This window comes from Streptomyces sp. NPDC086023, from assembly GCF_044540325.1.
Lineage (GTDB): Bacteria > Actinomycetota > Actinomycetes > Streptomycetales > Streptomycetaceae > Streptomyces.
Genome location: NZ_JBITRX010000009.1, coordinates 322,867 through 342,492 on the forward strand (window position 1 = coordinate 322,867; position 19,626 = coordinate 342,492).

The following is a 19,626-nucleotide window of genomic DNA, read 5'->3' on the forward strand; positions in this document are numbered from 1 at the left end:
GTTAGGGTCGGGGGATGAGCACCCCTGAGTTCATCCGCCGTATCCGGGCCTCCGCGGGCCACCAGCTGCTGTTCCTGCCGGGCGTCACGGCGGTCGTCTTCGACGACGCGGGCCGCGTGCTGCTCGGGCGCCGCGCGGACACCGGGGGCTGGTCGGTGATCGGCGGCATCGCGGAGCCGGGCGAGCAGCCCGCCGAGACCGCGGTGCGCGAGGTGTACGAGGAGACGGCCGTCCGCTGCGTCGCCGAGCGCGTGGTGCTCGTCCAGGGTCTGCAGCCGGTGACGTACACCAATGGCGACAAGTGCCAGTACATGGACATCACCTTCCGCTGCCGCGCGGTCGGCGGCGAGGCGCGGGTCAACGACGACGAGTCGCTGGAGGTGGGCTGGTTCGAGGTGGACGGGCTCCCGCCGCTGGAGCAGTTCGCGCTGGACCGAATCCACCGCGCGGTCAAGGACGAGCCGACCTGGTTCGAGCCCGCCGGCATGTGAGGGCCGTGGGGGGTTCGGGGTGCTGCCGGTCGCTGGAGTTTTGGGGTGCTGCCGGTCGCCGGAGTTTTGGGGTGCCGCTGTGTTCCGCTGGGCCGCCGGAGCCTGCTTTGGGTGGTGGGTCGTGTGGTGTGTGGGTCCCCTCGGTGCTTGACCCGTCGTGGCCTGCAGGCCCAGCGGCAGGCCCACCCCTGGGGCAAGGGGCTTCGCCCTGGCCTTCGGCCACCCCAGGCCCGGGCCTGCCTCCGGTCCAGCCTGCCACGACGCCTCAAGCACCTTCCCCACACACCACACGACCCACCAGGGCAGCCAAGGGTTGTGCGGGGGAGTGGGGTGCGGCCACGCCGGTATCGGCCGCCGGGTGGCTGGAGCGCTTCGCCCCCCAGGCCCGGGTCCACCTCCGGTCAGGCCTGCCACGACGCGTCACGCACCACACGGTCCACCGCCGGGCGTCGGGCCGTGCCGTCTGCCGGGCCGCGGGCCGTCCCGCGCTCCCTCACCCGCCCGGCATCGCCGCCTCGCGGTACAGCGCTCGGGCGGTCCGGCCCAGGACCGCGCTGTACGAGACGTCCGGTGCGGTCCCGCCGCCCTCGTACCCGCCCAGTACGCCCGCCAGGGCGCCCCGCGCCGTCAGCCAGGGGCTGCCGCTGGTGCCGCCGCTGTAGTCGGGGCACTCGACGCGCCGCTGGGTCTCGCCGAACAGCGTGGTCGTATTGGTGCAGCGCAGCGGCACCGCGTCCGTGCGCGGGTACCCGATCACCGTGACCGCCACGTCGCCGGGCTGCTCGGCGGCGACCGGGAAGCCGCCCAGCACGTCCTCGACCTGCCGGCCGTCCAGCGGTGCCACGGTCGCGAAGGCCACGTCCGCGTCCGGGTCCTCGTCCTCGGTCCAGCTGTCGGCGACGTACGCGGCGGTGAGCCGCCAGGCCCCGTACGGCGCCTCGCCCTCGCGGTAGCCGGGCACGAAGACGGTGTCGGCCACCTCGCCGTCGAGGCAGTGCGCGGCGGTGGCGATCAGGTTCCGGTCGGCGCTGCGCACCACCGACGCCGTACAGAAGTGCCCGCCGTCGAGGCCGCCCGTGAAGAGGGCGCCGACGCGGTCGCTGTCCTCCGTCGCCGCCGCCCGCACGGTCGTGCCCAGCGGGAGGTGCGTGCCGTGCGCGGCGCCTCCCGTGGTGAGCAGGGCGACGAGCGGGGTCATCGCCGCGAGCACGCGCACGGCGGTGCGGGCGCGCCCGGCCTGACGGATGAGCATGCGGCGGATCATGCCCCGAGCCTGTGCCGGAAGGCTATGACCGGAGGCTGGCATTCCATAAGAATCGCCTGTGAATTCGACTGACCGGCCGTACGGAACCGGACAATCCGCGCCGAACCTCCCGCGTCTATCGACGCGACGGCGGGATGCCGGGCTCCGCTTTGTGCAACCTGTCGGGCGAGCCCGCCGCCCGCGCCCGCCTAGCCTCGCCGCAGGAGCACGAACGAGGGGCGGTACTGGTGAACTGGCTGATCCACGACTACCGCGAGAGCGATCTCGCCGCGGTGGTCCATCTCATCGACACCACGGCCGAACTCGGGCAGGAGTCCGTCTTCTCGCTCGCCGAGTGCATCAGCGCGCTGACCGACCGGCAACCCGCCGTGGTCGCCGTCCACCAGGGCGTGCCCATCGGCGCGGCCCTCGCCTGCGTCGCGGGGGAGCGGGCCTGGGTGATGCGGATCGCCATCAACTCCAACTGGCGCGGCCGGGGTCTGGCCAGCGCCCTCCTCGTCGAGCTGGAGCGGCGCCTGATCGCGGCCCGGGTGGGCAGGATCGCGTACGTCCTGCCCGAGGAGGACCTGCTGGGCGAGGGACTCCTCAATGCCGGCTACACCCGGCAGCCTGCGGTCGCGTACTTCGAGAAGACCGAGCCCCTGCACGGGCCCGCCGCGGGCCTCCTCGACGACCTCGGGGGCCGCTTCCTGCCGAACGACCTGTGGACCGCGGTCGCCGGGATGGAGAAGGAGAAGGACCTCATCGAGCGCCGGGTCGTCCTGCCCCTGGCCGAGCCCGAGCGGGCCGCGCAGCACGGCGTACGGCCGCCCCGCGCGATCACGCTCTTCGGCCCGCCCGGCACCGGCAAGACCACCTTCGCCCGCGCCATCGCCTCCCGGCTCGGCTGGCCCTTCGTCGAGCTCTTCCCGTCCCGGCTGGCCGACGAGGGCAACCTGGCCACCGCGCTGCGCGACGCCTTCGCCCGGGTCGCCGAGCTGGAGCGGGTGCTGGTCTTCATCGACGAGGTCGAGGAGATCGCCCCGGTGCGCACCGAGCCGGTCCAGCCGGGCGGCATGCACGGGGTGACGAACGAGCTGCTCAAGCTCATCCCGGGCTTCCGCGAGGGCGACGAGCGGCTGCTGGTGTGCGCCACCAATTCCATCCGCTCGCTGGATCCGGCGTTCCTGCGGCCGGGCCGCTTCGACTACCTGATCCCGATCGGCACCCCGGACGCCGGGGCGCGGGCCGCGATCTGGTCCCGCTACACGGCCGGGCGGCCGGACGTCGACGTGGCGGCGCTGGTGGCGGAGACGGAGCTGTTCACACCGGCGGACATCGAGCACGCGGCGCGGATCGCGGCGCAGGTGTCGTTCGAGCGGGACCTGGAGGCGGTCGGGAGCAGGTCCGGCGCGCTGCTGCCGCCGCCCGGCGCGAGCACCGAGGACTACCTGGCGGCCGTGGCGCAGTGCCGGCCGACGGTGACCCCGGCGATGACGGGGGAGTTCGAGGCGGACATCACCGCCCACGCGCGGTTCTGAGCAGAACATCACCGCCCACGCCCGCTCCTGAGGAGGAGGCCCCGACTCGCGGGCGTGGGTGCGGCGACGACCCGTGGTGGCCCGCAGCGCTCCCCAAAGCACTGCGGGCCTTCCGCGCGTGGTGCGCGCGGAACGGCCGCGTTCCCTTGGGGGTGTGTCGCCGGCTGGAACGCGGCACGCGTGGTGCCCACGGAACGGTTCCGGTCGCCCGCGGAAGGGGGTGCTCCGCGGAGCGGGCCGGTGTCCCGTGCGGTTTCGAGTCAATCAGCGGGGGCCTGCCCGCCGCCTCGGCCATCCGGGCAGACCGGCCCGGCCGAAAGCACGAGTCCGGTGCCCTGCCGGCCGGCCGTGAGCATGGGTTACGGTCGATCCGAGGGCCCGCCGTACGGTGTGCCAAGCGGGCGCGTCGTACGGGTGCGCCAAGGAGGCGCGGCGCGGCGCGCGGGCAGGTCGTCCGGGCGTGCCGCGCGGGCCGGAACGCGGGCGGAGGAGTGGGATGGGGTTCGTCGTCTTCATGACGCTGCCGGGGCTCGCCGTGCTGCTCACCGCCATGGCCTTCGTCGACCTGGCGCTCGTGCGCGCCGGCCGCGCCGGGCTGCTGCCCTGGCGGTGGAACGGGCGGCAGGGCCAGGTGGCGTCCACCGGCTTCGAGCAGCTGCACGCCGGCTTCTCGCCGGGCAAGCAGAACGAACTCAAGGAACGCCAGAGCGCGTTGGTCATGCGCGACGACGAAGAGGACGGCGCTCCGCCCCGCACCCGGGTCGACCTCGACGGCGGCAAGGCCGTCATCCGCCTCCCGCACGCCTGAACCCTGGCGCAGGGCCGCTCAGACCGTCAGGGCCGCCCGTACCATCGCGTCCGCCAGGACCCGCAGTTCCTCCCGGGTGGGGGCGGGGCGGGTGTGGGCGAGGGCGCCGGCCAGCCGGTCGTACAGCACCCCGTCCGTCCACGCGACCAGCGCCTCCGCCGCCTCCCGCGGCCGCCGCGCGCCCAGCGCGGCCAGCAGCGCCGCCGCGCCGTCCCGGGCGCCCCGGCCCGCCTCGTGGAGCCGCGCCCCGAGCTCGGGGTTCCGCGCCGCCTCCAGGCTCAGCTCGTAGCGGGCCAGCTGCCGCTCACGGCCCGTGGTCAGCCACCGGTGCAACACGTCCGCCATCAGGTCCGCGGCCTCCACCGGCCCCGCCGGCACGGCCGGGGGCGGTGCGCCGTCGCGGGCGTCGAAGTCCGAGAGGTCCAGCTCCGCCAGCCGCTCGAAGCAGGCCCCGAGCAGGGCCGTTCGCGTCCGGAAGTAGTACGAGGTGCTCCCGGCCGGCAGCCCCGCGGCGGTGTCCACCGCGCGGTGCGTCAGCCCCCGCAGCCCCGCGGCCGCCACCGTGGCGATCGCGGTGTCGGCGATGAGCGTGCGGCGGTCGGTGCCGGACCGGGCGGGGGCGGGGCCGTCGGCGGAGCCCCGGGCGGAGGTGGTGGACATGCCCTCACTCTACAGCTGTAGAGTGAGGGCGCCGACCTCTACGGATGTAGAGGATCCGGCGGACTTCCGTGCAACGAGAGGGGAACGACCATGACGCGGCGGCACGCGGTGGTGGCGGGGGCGGGCATCGGCGGGCTGACCGCCGCGGTGGCCCTGTCCCGAAGGGGCTGGCGGGTCACCGTCCTGGAGCGGGCGGCGGAGCTCTCCGCCGCCGGGGCCGGCATCGTCCTCGCCCCGAACGGCCTGCGCGCCCTGGAGGCCATCGGCGCGCCAGCCGCGGACTGGGCCGGCGAGGCGGCCGTCGCCGACATGGGCATCAGGCGGCCCGACGGCCGCTGGCTGAACCGCGGCGACTCCGCCGCACTCGTCGCCCGCTACGGCCGTGCCCCGCTCGCCGTCCACCGGCCCGCCCTCGCCGAGGCGCTCGCCGGCGCTCTGCCCGCGGGCACCGTCCGGTTCGGCGCCGCCGTCACGGAGGTCGCCGGGACCGCCACCGCACACCCCCTGGTCCGCACCCCGGACGGCGAACTCGCCGCCGACCTGGTCGTGGCCGCCGACGGCATCCACAGCGCGCTGCGCCGCCGGCACTTCCCCGGCCACCCGGGGCTGCACCACAGCGGGGAGGCCGCCTGGCGGACGGTCGTGCCCGGCACCGGCCTCCCCGGCCTGGCCGTCGCCGAGACGTGGGGCCGCGGCGAGCGCTTCGGCGTCGTCCCGCTCGCCGACGGCCAGGTGTACGTGTACGGCACGGCGCTGGCCCCCGAGGGCAGTTCGTACGCCGACCACCGCGCCGAACTGCTCCGCCGCTTCGGCGCCTGGCACGACCCGATCCCCGCCCTCCTGGAGCGGATCGATCCGGCGAAGGTGCTCCACCACGACCTGCACGACCTGGCCGCGCCGCTGCCCCGCTTCCACGAGGGACGGCTGGCCTGGCTCGGCGACGCCGCCCACGCCATGACGCCCAACCTGGGCCAGGGCGGCTGCCAGGCCATCGAGGACGCCGTGGTGCTCGCCCGGCTCGTCGGCGACGGTGACGCGCGCTCGGACGTGCCGGCCGCGCTGGCCGCGTACACCCGGGCCCGCCACCGGCGCACCAACGCCATCGCCCTGCGCGCCCGTCGCGCCGGCCGGGCGGTCCGGCTGACCCATCCACTGGCGGCCGCCGCCCGCGACCTGCTGGTCCGCGTGACGCCCGTACGCGTGGCCCACCGCGCGCTCGACGACCTGTTCACCGGCGTCACCTTCGTCTGACCGGCGGTCCCGCTGCGGCTTCCGAGTGATCACACTCGTGCCGCGCGTGAGTTGCGGAACCCGGCGTCCTTAACTAGTGGGGGCTTCCCGCCCAACCGGCCGACCGCGCCAGACGGCTGCGCGCCGGTTCACTCACGCACGCAGAGGAACGCTCTTGTCTGCTGCCCGCTCCACGTCCGCCGCACTGGTCGTCGCGGCCGTGACCGCGACGTGTCTGCTGCCGGCCGCGCCGGCCCTCGCCGATTCCGAGAACATCCGCTTCTCCCAGCCGTACGTGCCCTCGATCGCACCGGGCAAGACCGGCCGGGTCGTCATCGTGGCCTCCAACGGGGCCGATCCCGCGTACAGCTCCTCCTTCCGGATCACCGCCCCCGAGCACGTGACCTTCCCCGAGTCGGGCATCACCTGGGGCGGGCAGCGCGCGACGGTGCCGTGCGACCGCTCGGCGGACCTGCGCCAGCTCCTCTGCAACGCGGTCACCCGCGCCGGATTCGTCTTCCCGGAGCGCGAGCAGACCCGGCTCGCGGTGGCGGTGAAGGTCGACGCGGACGCACCGGAGGGCACGACGCTCGACGGCGGGCAGTGGTCCGTCGGCTCCGGCGACGAGGTGCCGTACGCGGTTGCCACCCCGGTCACCGGCCCCGAGGGTCCGAAGGGCCCCAAGGGTGACAAGGGCGACAAGGGTGACAAGGGCGAGCACGGCAAGGACGGTAAGCACGGCAAGCACGGGGACAAGGGCAAGCCCGGGCCCCCCGGACCGCAGGGTCCCAAGGGCGACAAGGGCGACAAGGGCGACAAGGGCGACCAGGGTCCGGCGGGTCCGAAGGGCGATCAGGGTCCGGCTGGTCCGCAGGGTGCCGGTGGCCCCCAGGGTCCGCAGGGTCCGGCCGGTCCGCAGGGTCCGTCGGGTCCGGCGGGTGGTCCGCAGGGTCCGGCCGGTCCGGCCGGACCGCAGGGTCCCGCCGGGCCGAAGGGTGAGCCCGGCCTCCAGGGCCCGCAGGGTCCCGCCGGCCCGGCCGGTCCGCAGGGACCGCAGGGTCCGTCGGGCCCGGCGGGCGGTCCGCAGGGTCCGGCCGGCCCCCAGGGTCCGGCTGGTCCGCAGGGCCCCGCCGGTCCCGCCGGTCCGGTTGGCCCGCAGGGCCCCAAGGGCGACAAGGGCGACAAGGGCAAGGACGGCTACCGCGGCCCGCGCGGCGAGAACGGCCAGCAGGGTCCCGCGGGTCCGAAGGGTCCGCAGGGCAACCCCGGCCCCGCCGGACCGCAGGGCAAGCCCGGACCGCAGGGCCCGAAGGGCGACAAGGGCGACTGCAAGTGCAAGGGCAAGCACGGCAAGGGCAAGGACAAGGGCAAGGACAAGGGCAAGGACAAGGGCAAGGGCAAGACGCCCAAGACCAACAAGCTGTCGGCCCGGATCGTGTCCTCTGACGGCTCGCTGAACATCCGCTCCGGCCCGAGCACCGCCCACGCCAAGAACGGCCGGATCGCCAACGGCACGACGGTCGGCGTCCAGTGCAAGACCAAGAACGGCCAGAGCGTGGACGGCAACAAGGTCTGGTACAAGCTCGCCGACGGCCGTGGCTGGATCTCGGCCCGGTACGCGGAGAACCTCAACAGCATCCCCGTCTGCTGAGTCTCCGCACCCGGCCCCGGCGCGACCCCCGTCGCGCCGGGGCCGGCCCCTGCCCGCCCCGCCCTCAGCCGCCGCAGCGGTAGACGAACTCCCCGGCCGCCGTGCGGTGTTCCGGCGTGAGCAGCACCAGCTCCGCCCGCGCCCGGTACACGCCCTCGCCGCGGAACGTCCACAGCAGGTGCAGCCGGGCCTCGCGCTGCCCGCGCGCCACCCGCTCCTCCAGCACGTCCGAGCGCGACCCGTCGTTCCTGACCCAGCGGTACGTGAGCGTCCCCGGCCGCCCGTCGGTCCGTACGACCGCCACCACGTCGGCAGCCGAGTCGCAGCCGGGCCCCTCCGCGGCCGTCTGTACCGCCACCGACCGGACGCCGACCGTGGGCCCGTACCGCTGCCAGCCCAGGTACACCAGCACCGCCAGCAGCACCACGGCGGCGAGGGTGTACCGGCGCAGCCCCGCCCACCGGGACGGGCGCGGCGGCGGTTGGCCGCCGAGCGTCCCGCCGTGCCACACCTGGGTGGTGCCGACGCCGGGTGACCGCTGTCCCGCCCCGGCCGTCACCCCGGGCCCGAAGCGCAGCACCGAGCCCTCCACCCGGTCCGGGAGCACCTCCGGCACCGGCAGGGGCACCGTCACGTCCCCGTCGCCGTCCCCGGGCCCGACCGCGGCCGTGCCACCGGGCACCCGGGGCTCCCGTAGCGTCGTCGCGTGCCCGTCCGGCACCGGGCCGTCGAACCAGTGGCTGCCCAGCACCGTCGCGCTGTACTCCGCCCCGGCCGCCGGCTCCGGCTCGGGCGCGTAGGGAATCCGCGGATCGCTCATGTGATCGTGCACCGCCTGATGAAGACCTGCTGGACGGAGGAGCCGTTGTCGGCGGCCGGCCGGGTCGTGGCGCGCACGCCCCAATAGCAGCCGCCGCCGGTGAAGGTGTGCGTGACGGTCAGTGCGGACCCCTCGTACGGGAAGGACTGGGAGCCCTCGGAGACACCCAGGTGACCCTGCTCGTCGCTGGTGAACCACTCGACGGTGACGGTCACCGCCCCCGCGCCCTCGGTCTTGACGGCCACCTTCGCCTCGCCGGTGCTCACCCCGGTCTGCCGGAAGGAGGAGACCCCCACCGCCCGGACGTACACCGTGGGCGCGGGCGGCTCGGTGGTGGGCGGCGGCGTGGTGGGCGGGGGGTCCGTCCACGTCGGGGTCGGCGTCGTGGTCGGCCAGGCCGTGGCCGTGGTCGGGGTGACCGTGGGCCAGGTGGTGGCGGTGGCCGTGGGGTACGGGGCCGGCGAGGTCGTGGTCGCCGTGGGCGACGCGCTCGGTGAGACCTCGGCCGAGGGGGACGGGGAGGGCGAGGGCCCCGGCGAGCCGGTCGGCCCGGGGGCCGTCGTGCCCGGGGAGGCACTGGTCGTCGCGAACACGCTGACCGCCTCGCGGCCGTGGGGCTCGCCGCCGGCCGCCTGCGAGGCGAACACCAGCACCGCGCCCGTCACCAGCGACAGCCCGGCCGCAAGCCAGCCGCGCCGTCCCGGCGCCCACGCCCCCACCGAACTCCCGTCGCCGCCCAGCGAGGTCTCGGCCAGTGCCGTCGTGCCGACCGCCGGCGGACCGCCAGCCGAGGGGAACAGCAGCGGCAGCAGCGCCGCCACCGCGGCGAGCCTGCGCTGTCCGCGCCGCTCCCAGTCCGGCCCGTACGCGGCCCCGGCGACCGCCTCCAGCTCGGCGACGAACTCCTCGGCGTCCCCGGGCCGTTCCCCGGGCGCCTTGGCCAGGCCCCGCCGGATCAGCGGGCGCACCGGCTCGGGAGCCTCCTCCTCGGGCACGGGCGCCTCGATGTGCTGGAGGGCCAGTTCCGCGAAGTTCTCCCCGCGGTACGGCTTGCGCCCGGTCAGGCACTCGAAGAAGACGGCCGTGGCCGCGTACACGTCCGCCGCGGGGGAGGCCGGCTGCCCCTGCCACTGCTCGGGCGCCATGTACGCGGGCGTGCCCGCCACCCCGGGGGTGCTGCCCCGGCCCGCCGCGATGCCGAAGTCCACCAGCTTCGACGAGCCGTCGGCCGCGACCAGCACGTTCTCCGGCTTGTAGTCGCGGTGCACCACACCGGCCCGGTGCGCGGCCGCCAGGCCCAGCAGCGAACCCTTCAGCACCACCAGCGCGGGCTCAGGGTCGGTCCGGCCCTCCTGGGCCAGCAGGGCGCGCAGCGCGATCCCGTCGACCAGCTCCATCACGATGGCGGCGCCGCCGGGCGCCTCCACGTACTCGTACAGGCCCACCACGTACGGCGAGCGCAGGTCGCCCAGCAACCGCGCCTCCGCCCGGAACTCCCGTACGAAGGCGGGATCCCGCCGGAACCGCTCGCTGAGGTACTTCACCGCGACCGGGGTGCCGGTCGTGTCGTGCACGGCCAGCACCACGCGGCCGCTGCCGCCGGAACCCAGCTCCCTGGTCTCCGTGTACCCGGGGACCGTCCACCCGTCCATCGCGCCCCCTGCCGTGGCGTCTGCCGTGTCGGACACCTCACCAGACACGATTTCCGCCACGGCCGGTTCCAACCCGTGACCGGCCCGCGGCGGGAGCGCACGCGCACCGCCCCGCCGCGGGCCCGGGTGAGTCAGCCGGAGGCGGGCGCCACCCGGTCGTGGGTCCCGATCATCGCGTGCAGCCGGTCCGCCGCCGCCCGGCCGAACGCGGGATCGTTGATGTGCGTGTCGTAGTCGAAGCACTCGGCCGCACTGTCGCGCAGCCCCTCCCGCAGCGCCCCGAACAGCGCCTGGTCGGCGCGCGGATCGTGGTACGGGCCGCCCGGCGCGCCCAGCGTCGACAGCCCCCGCAGCGGCACGCACACCGCCGTGGGCCCGGTCGCCGCGCGCAGCTTCGCCGCCACCCGGCGGCCCAGCTCCGCGCATTCCGCCTCGGTGGTCCTGATCACGGTGATCGACGGGTTGTGCACCCGCACCCGCCGGTAGCGCACCCGCTCCGGCAGCGAGTCCAGGGGCCCGAACTTCACCATGTCCAGCGCCCCCAGGCTCACCACCTGCGGGGTGCCGCACCGCCCGGCCGCGCTGAGCCGGTCGGGGCCGGCCGTCAGCACCCCGCCGCACAGGTCGTCGGCGAGTTCGCTGAGCGTCAGGTCCAGCACCCCGGCGAACAGGCCCTGGCCGGCGAGGTGCTCCAGCGTGCGGCCGCCCGCGCCGCTGGTGTGGAAGACCAGCACCTCGTAACCCAGTTCGGTCAGCCGCTCGCGGGCCGCGTCCACGCCGGGGGTGGTCACCCCCGCCATGCTCGCCGCGACCAGCGGCCGGCCGTCGCCCAGATCGGCCGTGTCCACCGCGCGGGAGGACTCGGCGAAGCCGCGCGCCATCCCGGCGATCGCGTCCGCCGCGTTCGCCAGCACCGGGGCCGAGACCGAATTGATGCCCGCGATGTCCACGACGCTGTACATCATCGTGATGTCCGTGGCTCCGACGTACGCCGAGACGTCCCCCGACGCCATCGACGACACCATCAGCTTCGGCACCCCGAGGGGCAGCGCCCGCATCGCCCGTGAGGCGATGGAGGTGCCCCCGCTGCCGCCGATGGCCAGCACCCCGTGCAGCCGGCCCTCGGCGTGCAGCCGCAGGACCGTCGCGGCGGCGCCGCGGGCCATGGCGGTCACGGCCTCCCCCCGGTCACCGGCCGCCCGCAGCTCCGCCAGGTCCACTCCCGCGGCCCGGGCCACCTCGGCCCGGGGCACGTCCGCCGGCACCCGGGGTTCCCCCATCACCCCCGTGTCGACCACTACCGTCTCCACGCCGGTGCGCCGCAGCCGCTCGCGCAACCAGCCGTACTCCACGCCCTTGGTGTCCAGTGTTCCCACCAGCACGACGATCGTCATATTTGTAATGTTCACGAAGGTGTGCTTGTTGACACGTCACGGTCGGGTCACCGAACGGTCAATCCTCTGCCAGGTGGGTGAGGGTTTCAGCCAGTCGGTCGAGGAACGCCCCCTGGGCCGCGACGAGCTTCCCGCGGGCCTCCTCGCGCGGGAACCAGGCCGCCCGGTCGATCTCCGGGAAGTCCTCGTACCGGCCCGAGAAGGGCGGCCACTCCATCCGGAAGGTGCCCGGCCGCACGGCCGCCGGGTCCAGCTCGGCCTCCACCGCCCAGACCGTCACGATCTTGCGGTTGGCCTGGGTCACCTCGCCGAGCTCCAGGTACTCGCCCTCCGGCGGGGCCAGCCCCAGCTCCTCCTCGAACTCCCGGCGGGCGGCGTCCCAGGCGGTCTCCTCCGGGCCGTACTCGCCCTTCGGGATCGACCAGGCGCGCGCGTCCCGGTCGGCGTAGTAGGGGCCGCCCATGTGCCCGAGCAGTACGTCGAATGCGGTCGGGTCCCCGCCGGTCCTGCGGAAGAGCAGCAGTCCGGCACTGCGTTTCGGCGTCATGGCCCCATGGTGCCCGGCATCAGTGCCCGTGCGGGCCCTCGCGGTGGACCGGACCGTGCGGTGCGGCGCAGTGCGGGTCGCCGTCCGCCGCGCCGGCGAGCCCGACGCTGAGCAGCTCCTCCGCAGCGTGGTCCACCTGGAGGGTGGTGTGGCCGATTCCGTACTCCTCGCGGAGCAGCCGCTCCAGGTCGCGGCGTACGGCGTGGCAGTCGCCCGCGGGCTCGACGAGTATGTGCGCGGACAGCGCGGCCTGGCCGGAGGTGATCGTCCAGATGTGCAGGTCGTGCACCTCGGTGACCGGTGCCAGCCCGACCAGCCGGTCGCCGACCGCATCCGGGTCGAGGTGCGCCGGGGCGGCCTCCAGGAAGATCCGCCCGGACTCGCGCACCAGCCCGTACCCGGCCTTGACCATCAGCGCCACCACCACGAGCGTGGCGATCGCGTCGGCCTGCACGAAGCCGGTGAGCAGCACGACCAGGCCGGCCACGGCCGTGCCGATGAAGGCGAACAGGTCGTTCAGGATGTGCTGGTAGGCGCCCTCGACGTTGAGCGAGGTGCGGTTCGCCTTCGAGATGCACCAGGCCGCCGCCACGTTCACGGCGATGCCCGCGAGGGCCGTCACCAGGACCAGACCGCCGTGCACCTCGGGCGGGTCGAGCAGCCGCCGTACGGCCTCGTAGCCGAGCCAGGCCGCGAGCAGCAGCAGGGTCAGCCCGTTGGCCTGCGCGGAGAGTATCTCCGCGCGCTTCAGCCCGTACGTGAACCCGCCGCGGGCCGGCCGGGCCGCCAGCCGCATCGCGATCAGCGCGAGCACGATCGAGGCGGCGTCGGTGAGCATGTGCGCGGCGTCGGACAGCAGGGCCAGCGAGCGGGCGAACACGGCCACGACGACCTCGACGGCCATGAACGTGCCGATGAGGGTCAGCGCCAGGGTGAGCCAGCGCCGGTCGGCGTTCTCGGCCACCCCGTGGGAGTGCCCGGCGTGGCCGTGCCCTCCGTGACCGTGTCCGGCGTGACCGTCCGCGCGGCCGTCGGCTTCGTCGCGTGCCTGGTCGTGCCCGTGTGCCTGCGCGTGGTCGTGCGCGTGGTCGTGTGCGCCCATGAGGTCCCCCGGTTCGGTTCTCGTACCCGTGTGCGTCTGCCCTCGACCCGTGCAGTGAAGCGCACCGCCGCCACGAAGGCAAAGGCTGCACCGGTGACCGTTGTCATTACCTATAAGAGCCCCCTGACCTGCGACGATGCCAGCCCGAAAGGATCGTGGGAAAATCCAGTCATGGTTGAGCGTCCCGGCGCGCCGACTGCGCCCGAGCTCGTTCTCGAGACCGACGGGGGCTCCACCGTCATGAGCCCCGGCCGGACCTATCACGTCGGCAGGGACCCGCTCAGCGAGATCTTCCTCGACGACGCGCGCGTCTCCTGGCACCACGCGGTCCTGCGCCCCGACGGCGACCACTGGACCCTGGAGGACGAGCACAGCACCAACGGCACCTACGCCGACGGCCGCCGCGTCCACGAGTGGGGCGTCGGCCCCGGCAGCGTCATCCGCTTCGGCAGCGCCGAGGACGGTCCCCGCGCCGTGCTGTCCGCCGCCCCGCCCCCCGCACCCGGCCGGGGCCCCGCACTCTCGTCCGTCGCCAACCCGCGGATGACCGGCACCTTCCGCGCCCCCAGCTCCGTCCGCCCGCTGCCGCAGGCCACCGTCCGGATCGGCCGCGCCCCCGACAACGACCTGCTCATCGACGACCTCGTGGTCTCCCGGCACCACGCCGAACTGCGCGCCCTGCCCGAGGGCGGCCACGAGATCATCGACCTCGGCAGCCACAACGGCACCTTCCTCAACGGCGCCCTCGTCCACCGCGCCGTCGTCGGCCCCGGCGACATCGTCGGCATCGGCCACTCCGCCTTCTGCCTGGTCGACGGCCAGCTCCAGGAGTACGTCGACACCGGCGAGGTCTCCCTCGACGTCCAGGACCTCGCAGTCGCCGTCGACAACGGCCGCAAGGTCCTCCTCGACCACGTGTCCTTCCCGGTCGGCGAGAAGTGCCTGCTCGCCGTGGTCGGCCCCAGCGGCGCCGGCAAGTCCACGCTGCTCGGCGCCCTCACCGGGCTCCGCCCCGCCGACCAGGGCACCGTCCTCTACGACGGCCGCGACCTGTACCGCGACTACGCCGAACTGCGCAGCCGCATCGGCCTGGTGCCCCAGGACGACATCCTGCACGCCCAGCTCACCGTCCGCCGGGCCCTGGCCTACGCCGCCGAGCTCCGCTTCCCGCAGGACACCGCCCCCGCCGAACGCGAGGCCCGGGTCACCGAGGTCATCCACGAACTCGGCCTCACCCAGCGCGCCGACCAGCCCATCCACAGCCTCTCCGGCGGCCAGCGCAAGCGCGTCTCCGTCGCGCTGGAACTGCTGACCAAGCCCTCCCTGCTCTTCCTCGACGAGCCCACCTCCGGCCTCGACCCCGGCATGGACCGCTCCGTGATGCACATGCTGCGCGGACTCGCGGACGACGGCCGCACCGTCATCGTCGTCACCCACAGCGTGCTCAGCCTCGACGTGTGCGACCGGCTGCTCGTCCTCGCGCCGGGGGGCCGCATCGCGTACTACGGGCCGCCCGGGGACACCCTGGACTTCTTCGGCTTCACCCAGTGGCCCGAGGCCTTCGAAGCCTTCGAGACCCAGCAGGACCGCGACTGGGCGGGGGAGTACCGCGCCTCGTCCCACCACCGCCAGTACGTCGCCGACGCCGGCGGCCAGCCCCGGCAGCCCCGCCGGGCGGGCCTCCCCGGCCCCGACGGCACCCCCGGCACCCCGGCGGCGCCCGCCGCGCCCCCGCCCAAGGCCCAGAGCTGGGGCTCCCAGCTCGGCACCCTGGTCCGGCGCTACGCCGCTGCCCTCAGCGCCGACCGCACCTTCCTGATCATCATGATCGCCCTGCCGTTCGTGATGGGCGCCATGGCCCGCGCCCTCGCCGGCAGCGCCCTCACCCAGGAGACGGCACTGAACGCGCTGCTCATCCTGTGCGTGGGCGGCGTCCTCACCGGCGCCGCCAACGCCGTACGGGAACTGGTCAAGGAACGCACCATCTACCAGCGAGAGAGAGCCGTCGGCCTGTCCCGATCCGCCTACCTGATGTCCAAAGTGGTGGTCCTCGGCACCATCACCGTCGTCCAGGCCGTGGTGCTCACCCTCGTGGCCCTGCTCGGCGTGAACCTCAACGCCCCAGGCGGCCGGGGCGTCCTGCTGCCCCCGCTGCCCGAGATCGCCTTCGCCGTCGCCCTGCTCTCCTTCACCGCCATGATGCTCGGCCTCCTCGTCTCCGCCCTCGTGCGCAAGGAGGAGGTCACCATGCCGCTGCTGGTGCTGCTGGCCATCGTGCAGGTGGTCTTCTGCGGGGCCCTGCTCAAACTCCACGGCGTGCCCGGCATCGAACAGCTCGCCTGGCTCGTCCCCTCCCGGTGGGCGCTCGGCGCGATGGCCGGCACCATCGAGCTGGAGCGGATCGTGCCCGGCCCGATCAGCACAGACCCCCTCTTCGACCACGAGACGGGCACCTGGCTGCTCTCCGCCGGGATGCTCGTGGCCCTGTCCGTGCTCTTCGGCGTCCTGGTCGCGCGGCTGCTGCGCCGCCACGAGCCCGCCATCATGCGGAAGTAGCCCTCCATGACCGGATACGACGACGCGTACGCCCCGGACTTCCGCCCCACGCACGTGGTCCCCCAGGAGGGACTGCCCGCCTGGGAGGCCCCGGACGTCTCCCGGCCCACCGAACCGCTCGACCCGTTCCTTCCGGTGCAGCTCCTCGCCCGGCGCGGCGAATGGGGGCAGATCCTCTGCGCGAACGGCTGGAGCGCCTGGGTCGACGGCCGGCTCCTGGTCGCCGTACCGCAGGCACCGCCGACCGGCGGCCGCCCCCTCTCCCGCACCGAGAACCCCCAGCCGCTGCTCGACCGCACCGCCGAGGCCCTCGAACGCTACCGGCGCGCCGCCGCCGACCTCGCCGCCGGCCGCACCGACAGCGAGGGCTTCCGGCGCGCCACCCGCGGCCTGCGCACCGGGGTCGTCGTCGACGGCGAGGACGTGTGGGTGTACGACGACTCGGCCGGCCGGTGGATGTACGGCGAGGGCAGCCGGCTGACCACCTACGCCGCCGCCGGACCCGGGGAGCGGCTCTCGGGAGCCACCCCGGCGGCCCCGCCCGCGCCCGGAGCCCCGCCCGCCGCCACCCCGGCACCGGAGCGGGCCGGCTCCGAGGACGAGACCCGCCCCGCCCCCTCCCTCGGCCACGAGCCCACCCGGGTGACCGGCGTGCCCGACGGCCCCGGTGACCGGTGATGGCGCAGGACCCCGACCCCGGACTCCCCAGCGGCCGGGCCTCCGACCTGCGCGGCCGGCAGATCGCCGGCTACCGCGTCGAGGCGGAGATCGGCCGCGGCGGCATGGCCGTGGTCTACCGGGCCCGGGACCTGCGCCTGGAACGCACGGTCGCCCTCAAGCTGCTCGCCCCCGAACTGGCCCGCAACGACACCTTCCGGCAGCGCTTCGCCCACGAGTCACGGGTCGCGGCCGCCATCGACCACCCGCACATCGTGCCCGTCTTCGAGGCGGGCGAGACCGAGGGCGTGCTGTTCATCGCCATGCGCTTCGTCTCCGGGCAGGACCTGCGCCACCTGCTGGACGGCACGGGCCCGCTGCCCCTCAAGACCGCGACCCGCATCGCCGCCCAGGTGGCCTCCGCCCTCGACGCCGCCCACGACCACGACCTGGTCCACCGCGACGTCAAACCCGGCAACATCCTGGTCGCCGAGGGCACCGACAGCGACCACCCCGAGCACGTCTACCTCACCGACTTCGGCCTGACGAAGAAGTCCCTCTCCCTGACCGGCTTCACCAGCGTCGGACAGTTCGTCGGCACCCTCGACTACGTCGCCCCCGAGCAGATCTCGGGCAAGCCGACGGACGGGCGCTGCGACGTCTACAGCCTGGCCTGCGTGGTGTACGAGACCCTGACCGGCGGCCCGCCCTTCCAGCGCGACGACGACCTCGCCCTGCTGTGGGCCCACCAGTACGACCCCCCGCCGCCGGTCTCGTCCCACCGCTCGGACCTCCCGCACGCCGTGGACGAGGTCCTCGCCAAGGCCCTCGCCAAGTCGCCCGAGGACCGCTACGACACCTGCCTGGGCTTCATCACCGCCCTGCGGCTGGCCGGCGCCGCGGTCGAGACCGCGGCGCCCCCGCCGTCCGCCGAGCCCCCGGCCGCCGACGAGAGGGCCCCCGAACCGCCGCAGCCGCCCCCGCCCTGGGCACTCCCGGTCTTCCGGGCTCCGGCGCGCTCCTAGCCAGGACCCTGTCCCGGGGGCCTGGCCGGGGCCTCGCCGTGGTGGCGGAGGCGGGGGGCGAGCAGGCCGGCGAGAAAACCGGCGGCCGCGCCCCACAGCAGGGCCACGCCGACGTTCCGCCAGAGCAGCGGGCTCAGCTCCACCCGGCCGCCGAGGCCGTCCACGTCACCGATGCCGAGCAGCGAGAGACCGAAGCGGGCCTCGACGTTCCCCAGCAGCGACACGGCCAGCGCGGCCAGGGCCAGCGCCACGCCGAGGCGCACGGCGTGCTGCCAGGGGCGGACGCGGGCGGAGGAGCGTACGGCCGTCAGCACGGCTGCGCCCAGCACCAGTACCGCGGCGACCACCAGCAGCCACCAGGCCCGGCCGTCGTACGCGGTGAGCGTGCCGAGGTCGACCCGTGAGACGTCCGGGGTGCGCAGCACGTCGTCCAGGACCTGCGGCATCGGCAGACCGAACGGACCCTGCACCTGGCCCTCCCAGGCGCCGCCCAGCCCGACGGTGAACCCGAGCCAGGCGATGTTCGGCAGGCCCAGCAGGATCACGGCGAAGGTCTCGGCGACGTGCCCCCGGGTGGCGGCGACCACCAGCCCGATGGCCAGCGCGACCAGCACGTACGCGAGGAGCAGGAGGACCGTGGCGGAGGCGGCCGGCCGCACGGCTTCCTGGAACCGCACCAGCCGGGCCGGCAGCGGCGCCCGCGGGGACACCAGCAGCGCCAGCACCAGCAGGCCCAGGATCCACAGCAGCCCGAAGCCGAGGGTCGCGCCCATGTCGGCCCGGAAGCCCACGGAGGGGGAGGCGTCCAGCAGTTCGCCCAGCTCGCCCAGGGGGTTGTCTCCCACGTCGATGCCGAAGGTCTGCCGGGCCAGGGCCGCGCATCCGGCGAGGGCCAGCAGCCACAGCAGGACCAGCTGGGCGCCGCGCAGCCCCAGTTCGCCGGCGGTGGCCACGGCGCGGTGCCGCAGCGGGCGGACGAAGCAGTACCCGGCGGCGAGTGCGCCGGCCAGGGTGACGGAGAGGGGGAGTACGACGATCGAGGCGTCGGCGTCGGCGAGGAACCCGGCACCGCCGGACACCTCCACGGAGCCGCCGGCCGCCATCACGACCACCGCCGCGACCACCCGGGGGAAGGCACCCTCGGGGAGGTCGGCGGCACCGGCCGCCCAGAGGCCGAGGGAAGCGGTCACGATCATCGCGGCGAAGCCGGCGACCACCGCCAGCAGCGCGTCGCGCCAGCCGTGCACGGCGGCCGCGCGGGTGGCGGCCCCCTGGGAGTTCGCTGCCGTCCGGCTCACCCTGCCACCGTAAGCACCCGAGGGTCGCCCCGCCCGTTGAGGCGGGGCGCGCAGCGCCGCGCGCCGAGCACGAAACCCGGCACCCCGGCGCCCCGCACCAGGCTCCCGGTTCACGGGTGCCCGCACCTGCGGGGCCGTGAGGTCCGCTGAGCGGGATTGTGGGGGGCATGTGCGGGCCAGGACGCCGGGAGGGCTCGGATCCGGCACGAATCGGCTATCGGCAAGGGGGGAAGGGCGCCGCTGCCTCCCGGCACGACCGACTCGGCACCTACCGGGCCGAGAGGTCCGCTGGGCGGAACTGTCGACAGGTGATCTGCGGGTGCAGACGCCGGCAGGGCTCGGACCGGTATGAAACGCCCTCCGCATGACGAAAAGGACGCCGCGGCCTCCCGGCACAAGGGAATCGGCACCTGCCGGGCCGTGAGGTCCGCTGAGCGGAACTGTCGACAGGTGATCTGCGGGCCCAGACGCCGGGAGGGCTCGGACCCGGCCTGAACCGGCCGCCCGCATGACGAAAAGCACGCCGCAACCTCCCGGCATGAGCGACTCGGCGCCTGCTCGGCCGTGGGGTCCGCTGGGCGGAATTGTCGACAGGTGATCTGCGGGTGCAGACGCCGGGAGGGTTCGGACCGGCCGCTTTGGGAGCGCCTGTGGCCTGTTCAGCCCCGGGCGGTCTGTCGGCCGCTGAGACGGCGGGAGCGCGTAGCGATCTGTGGCGGCTTATGAAGGGGCCCTGGCGGCCCGGAGGCCGCCGGGCCGGCCGGTGGGCCTACGGACGCTGACGCGTCCGCCCCGTCGGGGCGCACCCGCACCTTGGTGCGGGGATTCGCACCCGGCACCGCCGGTCCTGAGGTGTCCCCCTGGGCGTCTTTCCTGGGGGTGTCCGCCGAGGGCTTTTGCTTCCGGGCCGGGGTGGCCTGTCAAGGGTGACCCGAAGGGTCATCGCGCAGC

16 protein-coding genes are annotated in these 19,626 nt (G+C 74.8%); 8 read left to right on the forward strand and 8 right to left on the reverse strand.

Annotated elements, in window-relative coordinates; translation table 11 throughout:
- Positions 1 to 14: 14 nt before the first annotated feature.
- Positions 15 to 491: an NUDIX hydrolase gene (locus tag ACIF6F_RS20195; protein WP_399948318.1), complete on the forward strand. Its 477-nt coding sequence runs from the start codon at positions 15 to 17 to the stop codon at positions 489 to 491.
- A gap of 493 nt (positions 492 to 984) precedes the next feature.
- Here ACIF6F_RS20195 and ACIF6F_RS20200 read toward each other — a convergent pair whose 3' ends face one another.
- Positions 985 to 1,743, reverse strand: a complete 759-nt coding sequence (locus ACIF6F_RS20200) for a trypsin-like serine peptidase (protein ID WP_399948320.1) — start codon at positions 1,741 to 1,743, stop codon at positions 985 to 987.
- A 239-nt stretch (positions 1,744 to 1,982) separates the two neighbouring features.
- Here ACIF6F_RS20200 and ACIF6F_RS20205 point away from each other — a divergent pair, with 239 nt between their 5' ends.
- The gene (locus tag ACIF6F_RS20205) at positions 1,983 to 3,275 is read left to right on the forward strand and encodes a GNAT family N-acetyltransferase (protein WP_399948322.1); all 1,293 of its coding nucleotides are present in this window, start codon (positions 1,983 to 1,985) and stop codon (positions 3,273 to 3,275) included.
- 496 nt (positions 3,276 to 3,771) lie between these two features.
- A complete protein-coding gene (locus ACIF6F_RS20210) occupies positions 3,772 to 4,083 on the forward strand; it encodes a DUF6191 domain-containing protein (RefSeq protein WP_399948324.1) in 312 nt (103 codons plus the stop codon).
- Positions 4,084 to 4,101: 18 nt separating this feature from the next.
- On the opposite strand, the gene ACIF6F_RS20215 is transcribed toward ACIF6F_RS20210, so the two are convergent.
- Positions 4,102 to 4,743 carry a TetR/AcrR family transcriptional regulator gene (locus ACIF6F_RS20215; RefSeq protein WP_399948326.1) on the reverse strand — a complete coding sequence of 214 codons (642 nt, stop codon included), beginning with the start codon at positions 4,741 to 4,743 and terminating at the stop codon, positions 4,102 to 4,104.
- A gap of 90 nt (positions 4,744 to 4,833) precedes the next feature.
- Here ACIF6F_RS20215 and ACIF6F_RS20220 point away from each other — a divergent pair, with 90 nt between their 5' ends.
- Complete coding sequence (locus tag ACIF6F_RS20220; protein WP_399948329.1) at positions 4,834 to 5,994, forward strand: FAD-dependent monooxygenase; 1,161 nt, start codon at positions 4,834 to 4,836, stop codon at positions 5,992 to 5,994.
- A gap of 154 nt (positions 5,995 to 6,148) precedes the next feature.
- The gene (locus tag ACIF6F_RS20225) at positions 6,149 to 7,624 is read left to right on the forward strand and encodes an SH3 domain-containing protein (RefSeq protein WP_399948331.1); all 1,476 of its coding nucleotides are present in this window, start codon (positions 6,149 to 6,151) and stop codon (positions 7,622 to 7,624) included.
- A gap of 64 nt (positions 7,625 to 7,688) precedes the next feature.
- Here the strand turns inward: ACIF6F_RS20225 and ACIF6F_RS20230 are convergent, their stop codons facing one another.
- The 5 genes from ACIF6F_RS20230 to ACIF6F_RS20250 all read right to left on the reverse strand — a co-directional run bounded on the left by ACIF6F_RS20230 (position 7,689) and on the right by ACIF6F_RS20250 (position 13,139).
- Positions 7,689 to 8,444 carry a hypothetical protein gene (locus ACIF6F_RS20230; RefSeq protein WP_399948334.1) on the reverse strand — a complete coding sequence of 252 codons (756 nt, stop codon included), beginning with the start codon at positions 8,442 to 8,444 and terminating at the stop codon, positions 7,689 to 7,691.
- Positions 8,441 to 10,096: a serine/threonine-protein kinase gene (locus ACIF6F_RS20235; protein ID WP_399948379.1), complete on the reverse strand. Its 1,656-nt coding sequence runs from the start codon at positions 10,094 to 10,096 to the stop codon at positions 8,441 to 8,443. Before ACIF6F_RS20235 ends, ACIF6F_RS20230 begins: the two co-directional genes overlap by 4 nt.
- Positions 10,097 to 10,227: 131 nt before the next feature.
- A complete protein-coding gene (locus ACIF6F_RS20240; protein WP_399948336.1) occupies positions 10,228 to 11,490 on the reverse strand; it encodes a Tm-1-like ATP-binding domain-containing protein in 1,263 nt (420 codons plus the stop codon).
- A 58-nt stretch (positions 11,491 to 11,548) separates the two neighbouring features.
- Complete coding sequence (locus tag ACIF6F_RS20245; RefSeq protein WP_399948338.1) at positions 11,549 to 12,037, reverse strand: NUDIX domain-containing protein; 489 nt, start codon at positions 12,035 to 12,037, stop codon at positions 11,549 to 11,551.
- Between the two features lie 19 nt (positions 12,038 to 12,056).
- Positions 12,057 to 13,139 carry a cation diffusion facilitator family transporter gene (locus ACIF6F_RS20250; protein ID WP_399948340.1) on the reverse strand — a complete coding sequence of 361 codons (1,083 nt, stop codon included), beginning with the start codon at positions 13,137 to 13,139 and terminating at the stop codon, positions 12,057 to 12,059.
- Between the two features lie 171 nt (positions 13,140 to 13,310).
- Between ACIF6F_RS20250 and ACIF6F_RS20255 the strand changes: the two genes are divergently transcribed.
- The 3 genes from ACIF6F_RS20255 to ACIF6F_RS20265 are packed head-to-tail and all read left to right on the forward strand — an operon-like array spanning position 13,311 to position 17,377.
- Complete coding sequence (locus tag ACIF6F_RS20255; protein ID WP_399948343.1) at positions 13,311 to 15,695, forward strand: FHA domain-containing protein; 2,385 nt, start codon at positions 13,311 to 13,313, stop codon at positions 15,693 to 15,695.
- Between the two features lie 6 nt (positions 15,696 to 15,701).
- The gene (locus ACIF6F_RS20260) at positions 15,702 to 16,373 is read left to right on the forward strand and encodes a hypothetical protein (RefSeq protein ID WP_399948345.1); all 672 of its coding nucleotides are present in this window, start codon (positions 15,702 to 15,704) and stop codon (positions 16,371 to 16,373) included.
- Complete coding sequence (locus tag ACIF6F_RS20265; RefSeq protein WP_399948347.1) at positions 16,373 to 17,377, forward strand: serine/threonine-protein kinase; 1,005 nt, start codon at positions 16,373 to 16,375, stop codon at positions 17,375 to 17,377. Before ACIF6F_RS20260 ends, ACIF6F_RS20265 begins: the two co-directional genes overlap by 1 nt.
- On the opposite strand, the gene ACIF6F_RS20270 is transcribed toward ACIF6F_RS20265, so the two are convergent.
- Positions 17,374 to 18,675, reverse strand: coding sequence for a streptophobe family protein (locus ACIF6F_RS20270; protein ID WP_399948349.1), 1,302 nt, complete (start codon positions 18,673 to 18,675; stop codon positions 17,374 to 17,376). The two genes, ACIF6F_RS20265 and ACIF6F_RS20270, sit on opposite strands and share 4 nt — an antisense overlap.
- Positions 18,676 to 19,626: the final 951 nt, after the last annotated feature.

Bases quoted from the DNA above. Each gene is read 5' to 3' on its own strand.
- ACIF6F_RS20195 (WP_399948318.1), top strand. From the start codon at position 15: ATGAGCACCCCTGAGTTCATCCGCCGTATCCGGGCCTCCGCGGGCCAC.
- ACIF6F_RS20220 (WP_399948329.1), top strand. From the start codon at position 4,834: ATGACGCGGCGGCACGCGGTGGTGGCGGGGGCGGGCATCGGCGGGCTG.
- ACIF6F_RS20250 (WP_399948340.1), bottom strand. From the start codon at position 13,139: ATGGGCGCACACGACCACGCGCACGACCACGCGCAGGCACACGGGCAC.
- ACIF6F_RS20200 (WP_399948320.1), bottom strand. From the start codon at position 1,743: ATGCTCATCCGTCAGGCCGGGCGCGCCCGCACCGCCGTGCGCGTGCTC.
- ACIF6F_RS20265 (WP_399948347.1), top strand. From the start codon at position 16,373: ATGGCGCAGGACCCCGACCCCGGACTCCCCAGCGGCCGGGCCTCCGAC.
- ACIF6F_RS20230 (WP_399948334.1), bottom strand. From the start codon at position 8,444: ATGAGCGATCCGCGGATTCCCTACGCGCCCGAGCCGGAGCCGGCGGCC.
- ACIF6F_RS20245 (WP_399948338.1), bottom strand. From the start codon at position 12,037: ATGACGCCGAAACGCAGTGCCGGACTGCTGCTCTTCCGCAGGACCGGC.
- ACIF6F_RS20210 (WP_399948324.1), top strand. From the start codon at position 3,772: ATGGGGTTCGTCGTCTTCATGACGCTGCCGGGGCTCGCCGTGCTGCTC.
- ACIF6F_RS20255 (WP_399948343.1), top strand. From the start codon at position 13,311: ATGGTTGAGCGTCCCGGCGCGCCGACTGCGCCCGAGCTCGTTCTCGAG.
- ACIF6F_RS20215 (WP_399948326.1), bottom strand. From the start codon at position 4,743: ATGTCCACCACCTCCGCCCGGGGCTCCGCCGACGGCCCCGCCCCCGCC.
- ACIF6F_RS20260 (WP_399948345.1), top strand. From the start codon at position 15,702: ATGACCGGATACGACGACGCGTACGCCCCGGACTTCCGCCCCACGCAC.
- ACIF6F_RS20235 (WP_399948379.1), bottom strand. From the start codon at position 10,096: ATGGACGGGTGGACGGTCCCCGGGTACACGGAGACCAGGGAGCTGGGT.
- ACIF6F_RS20240 (WP_399948336.1), bottom strand. From the start codon at position 11,490: ATGACGATCGTCGTGCTGGTGGGAACACTGGACACCAAGGGCGTGGAG.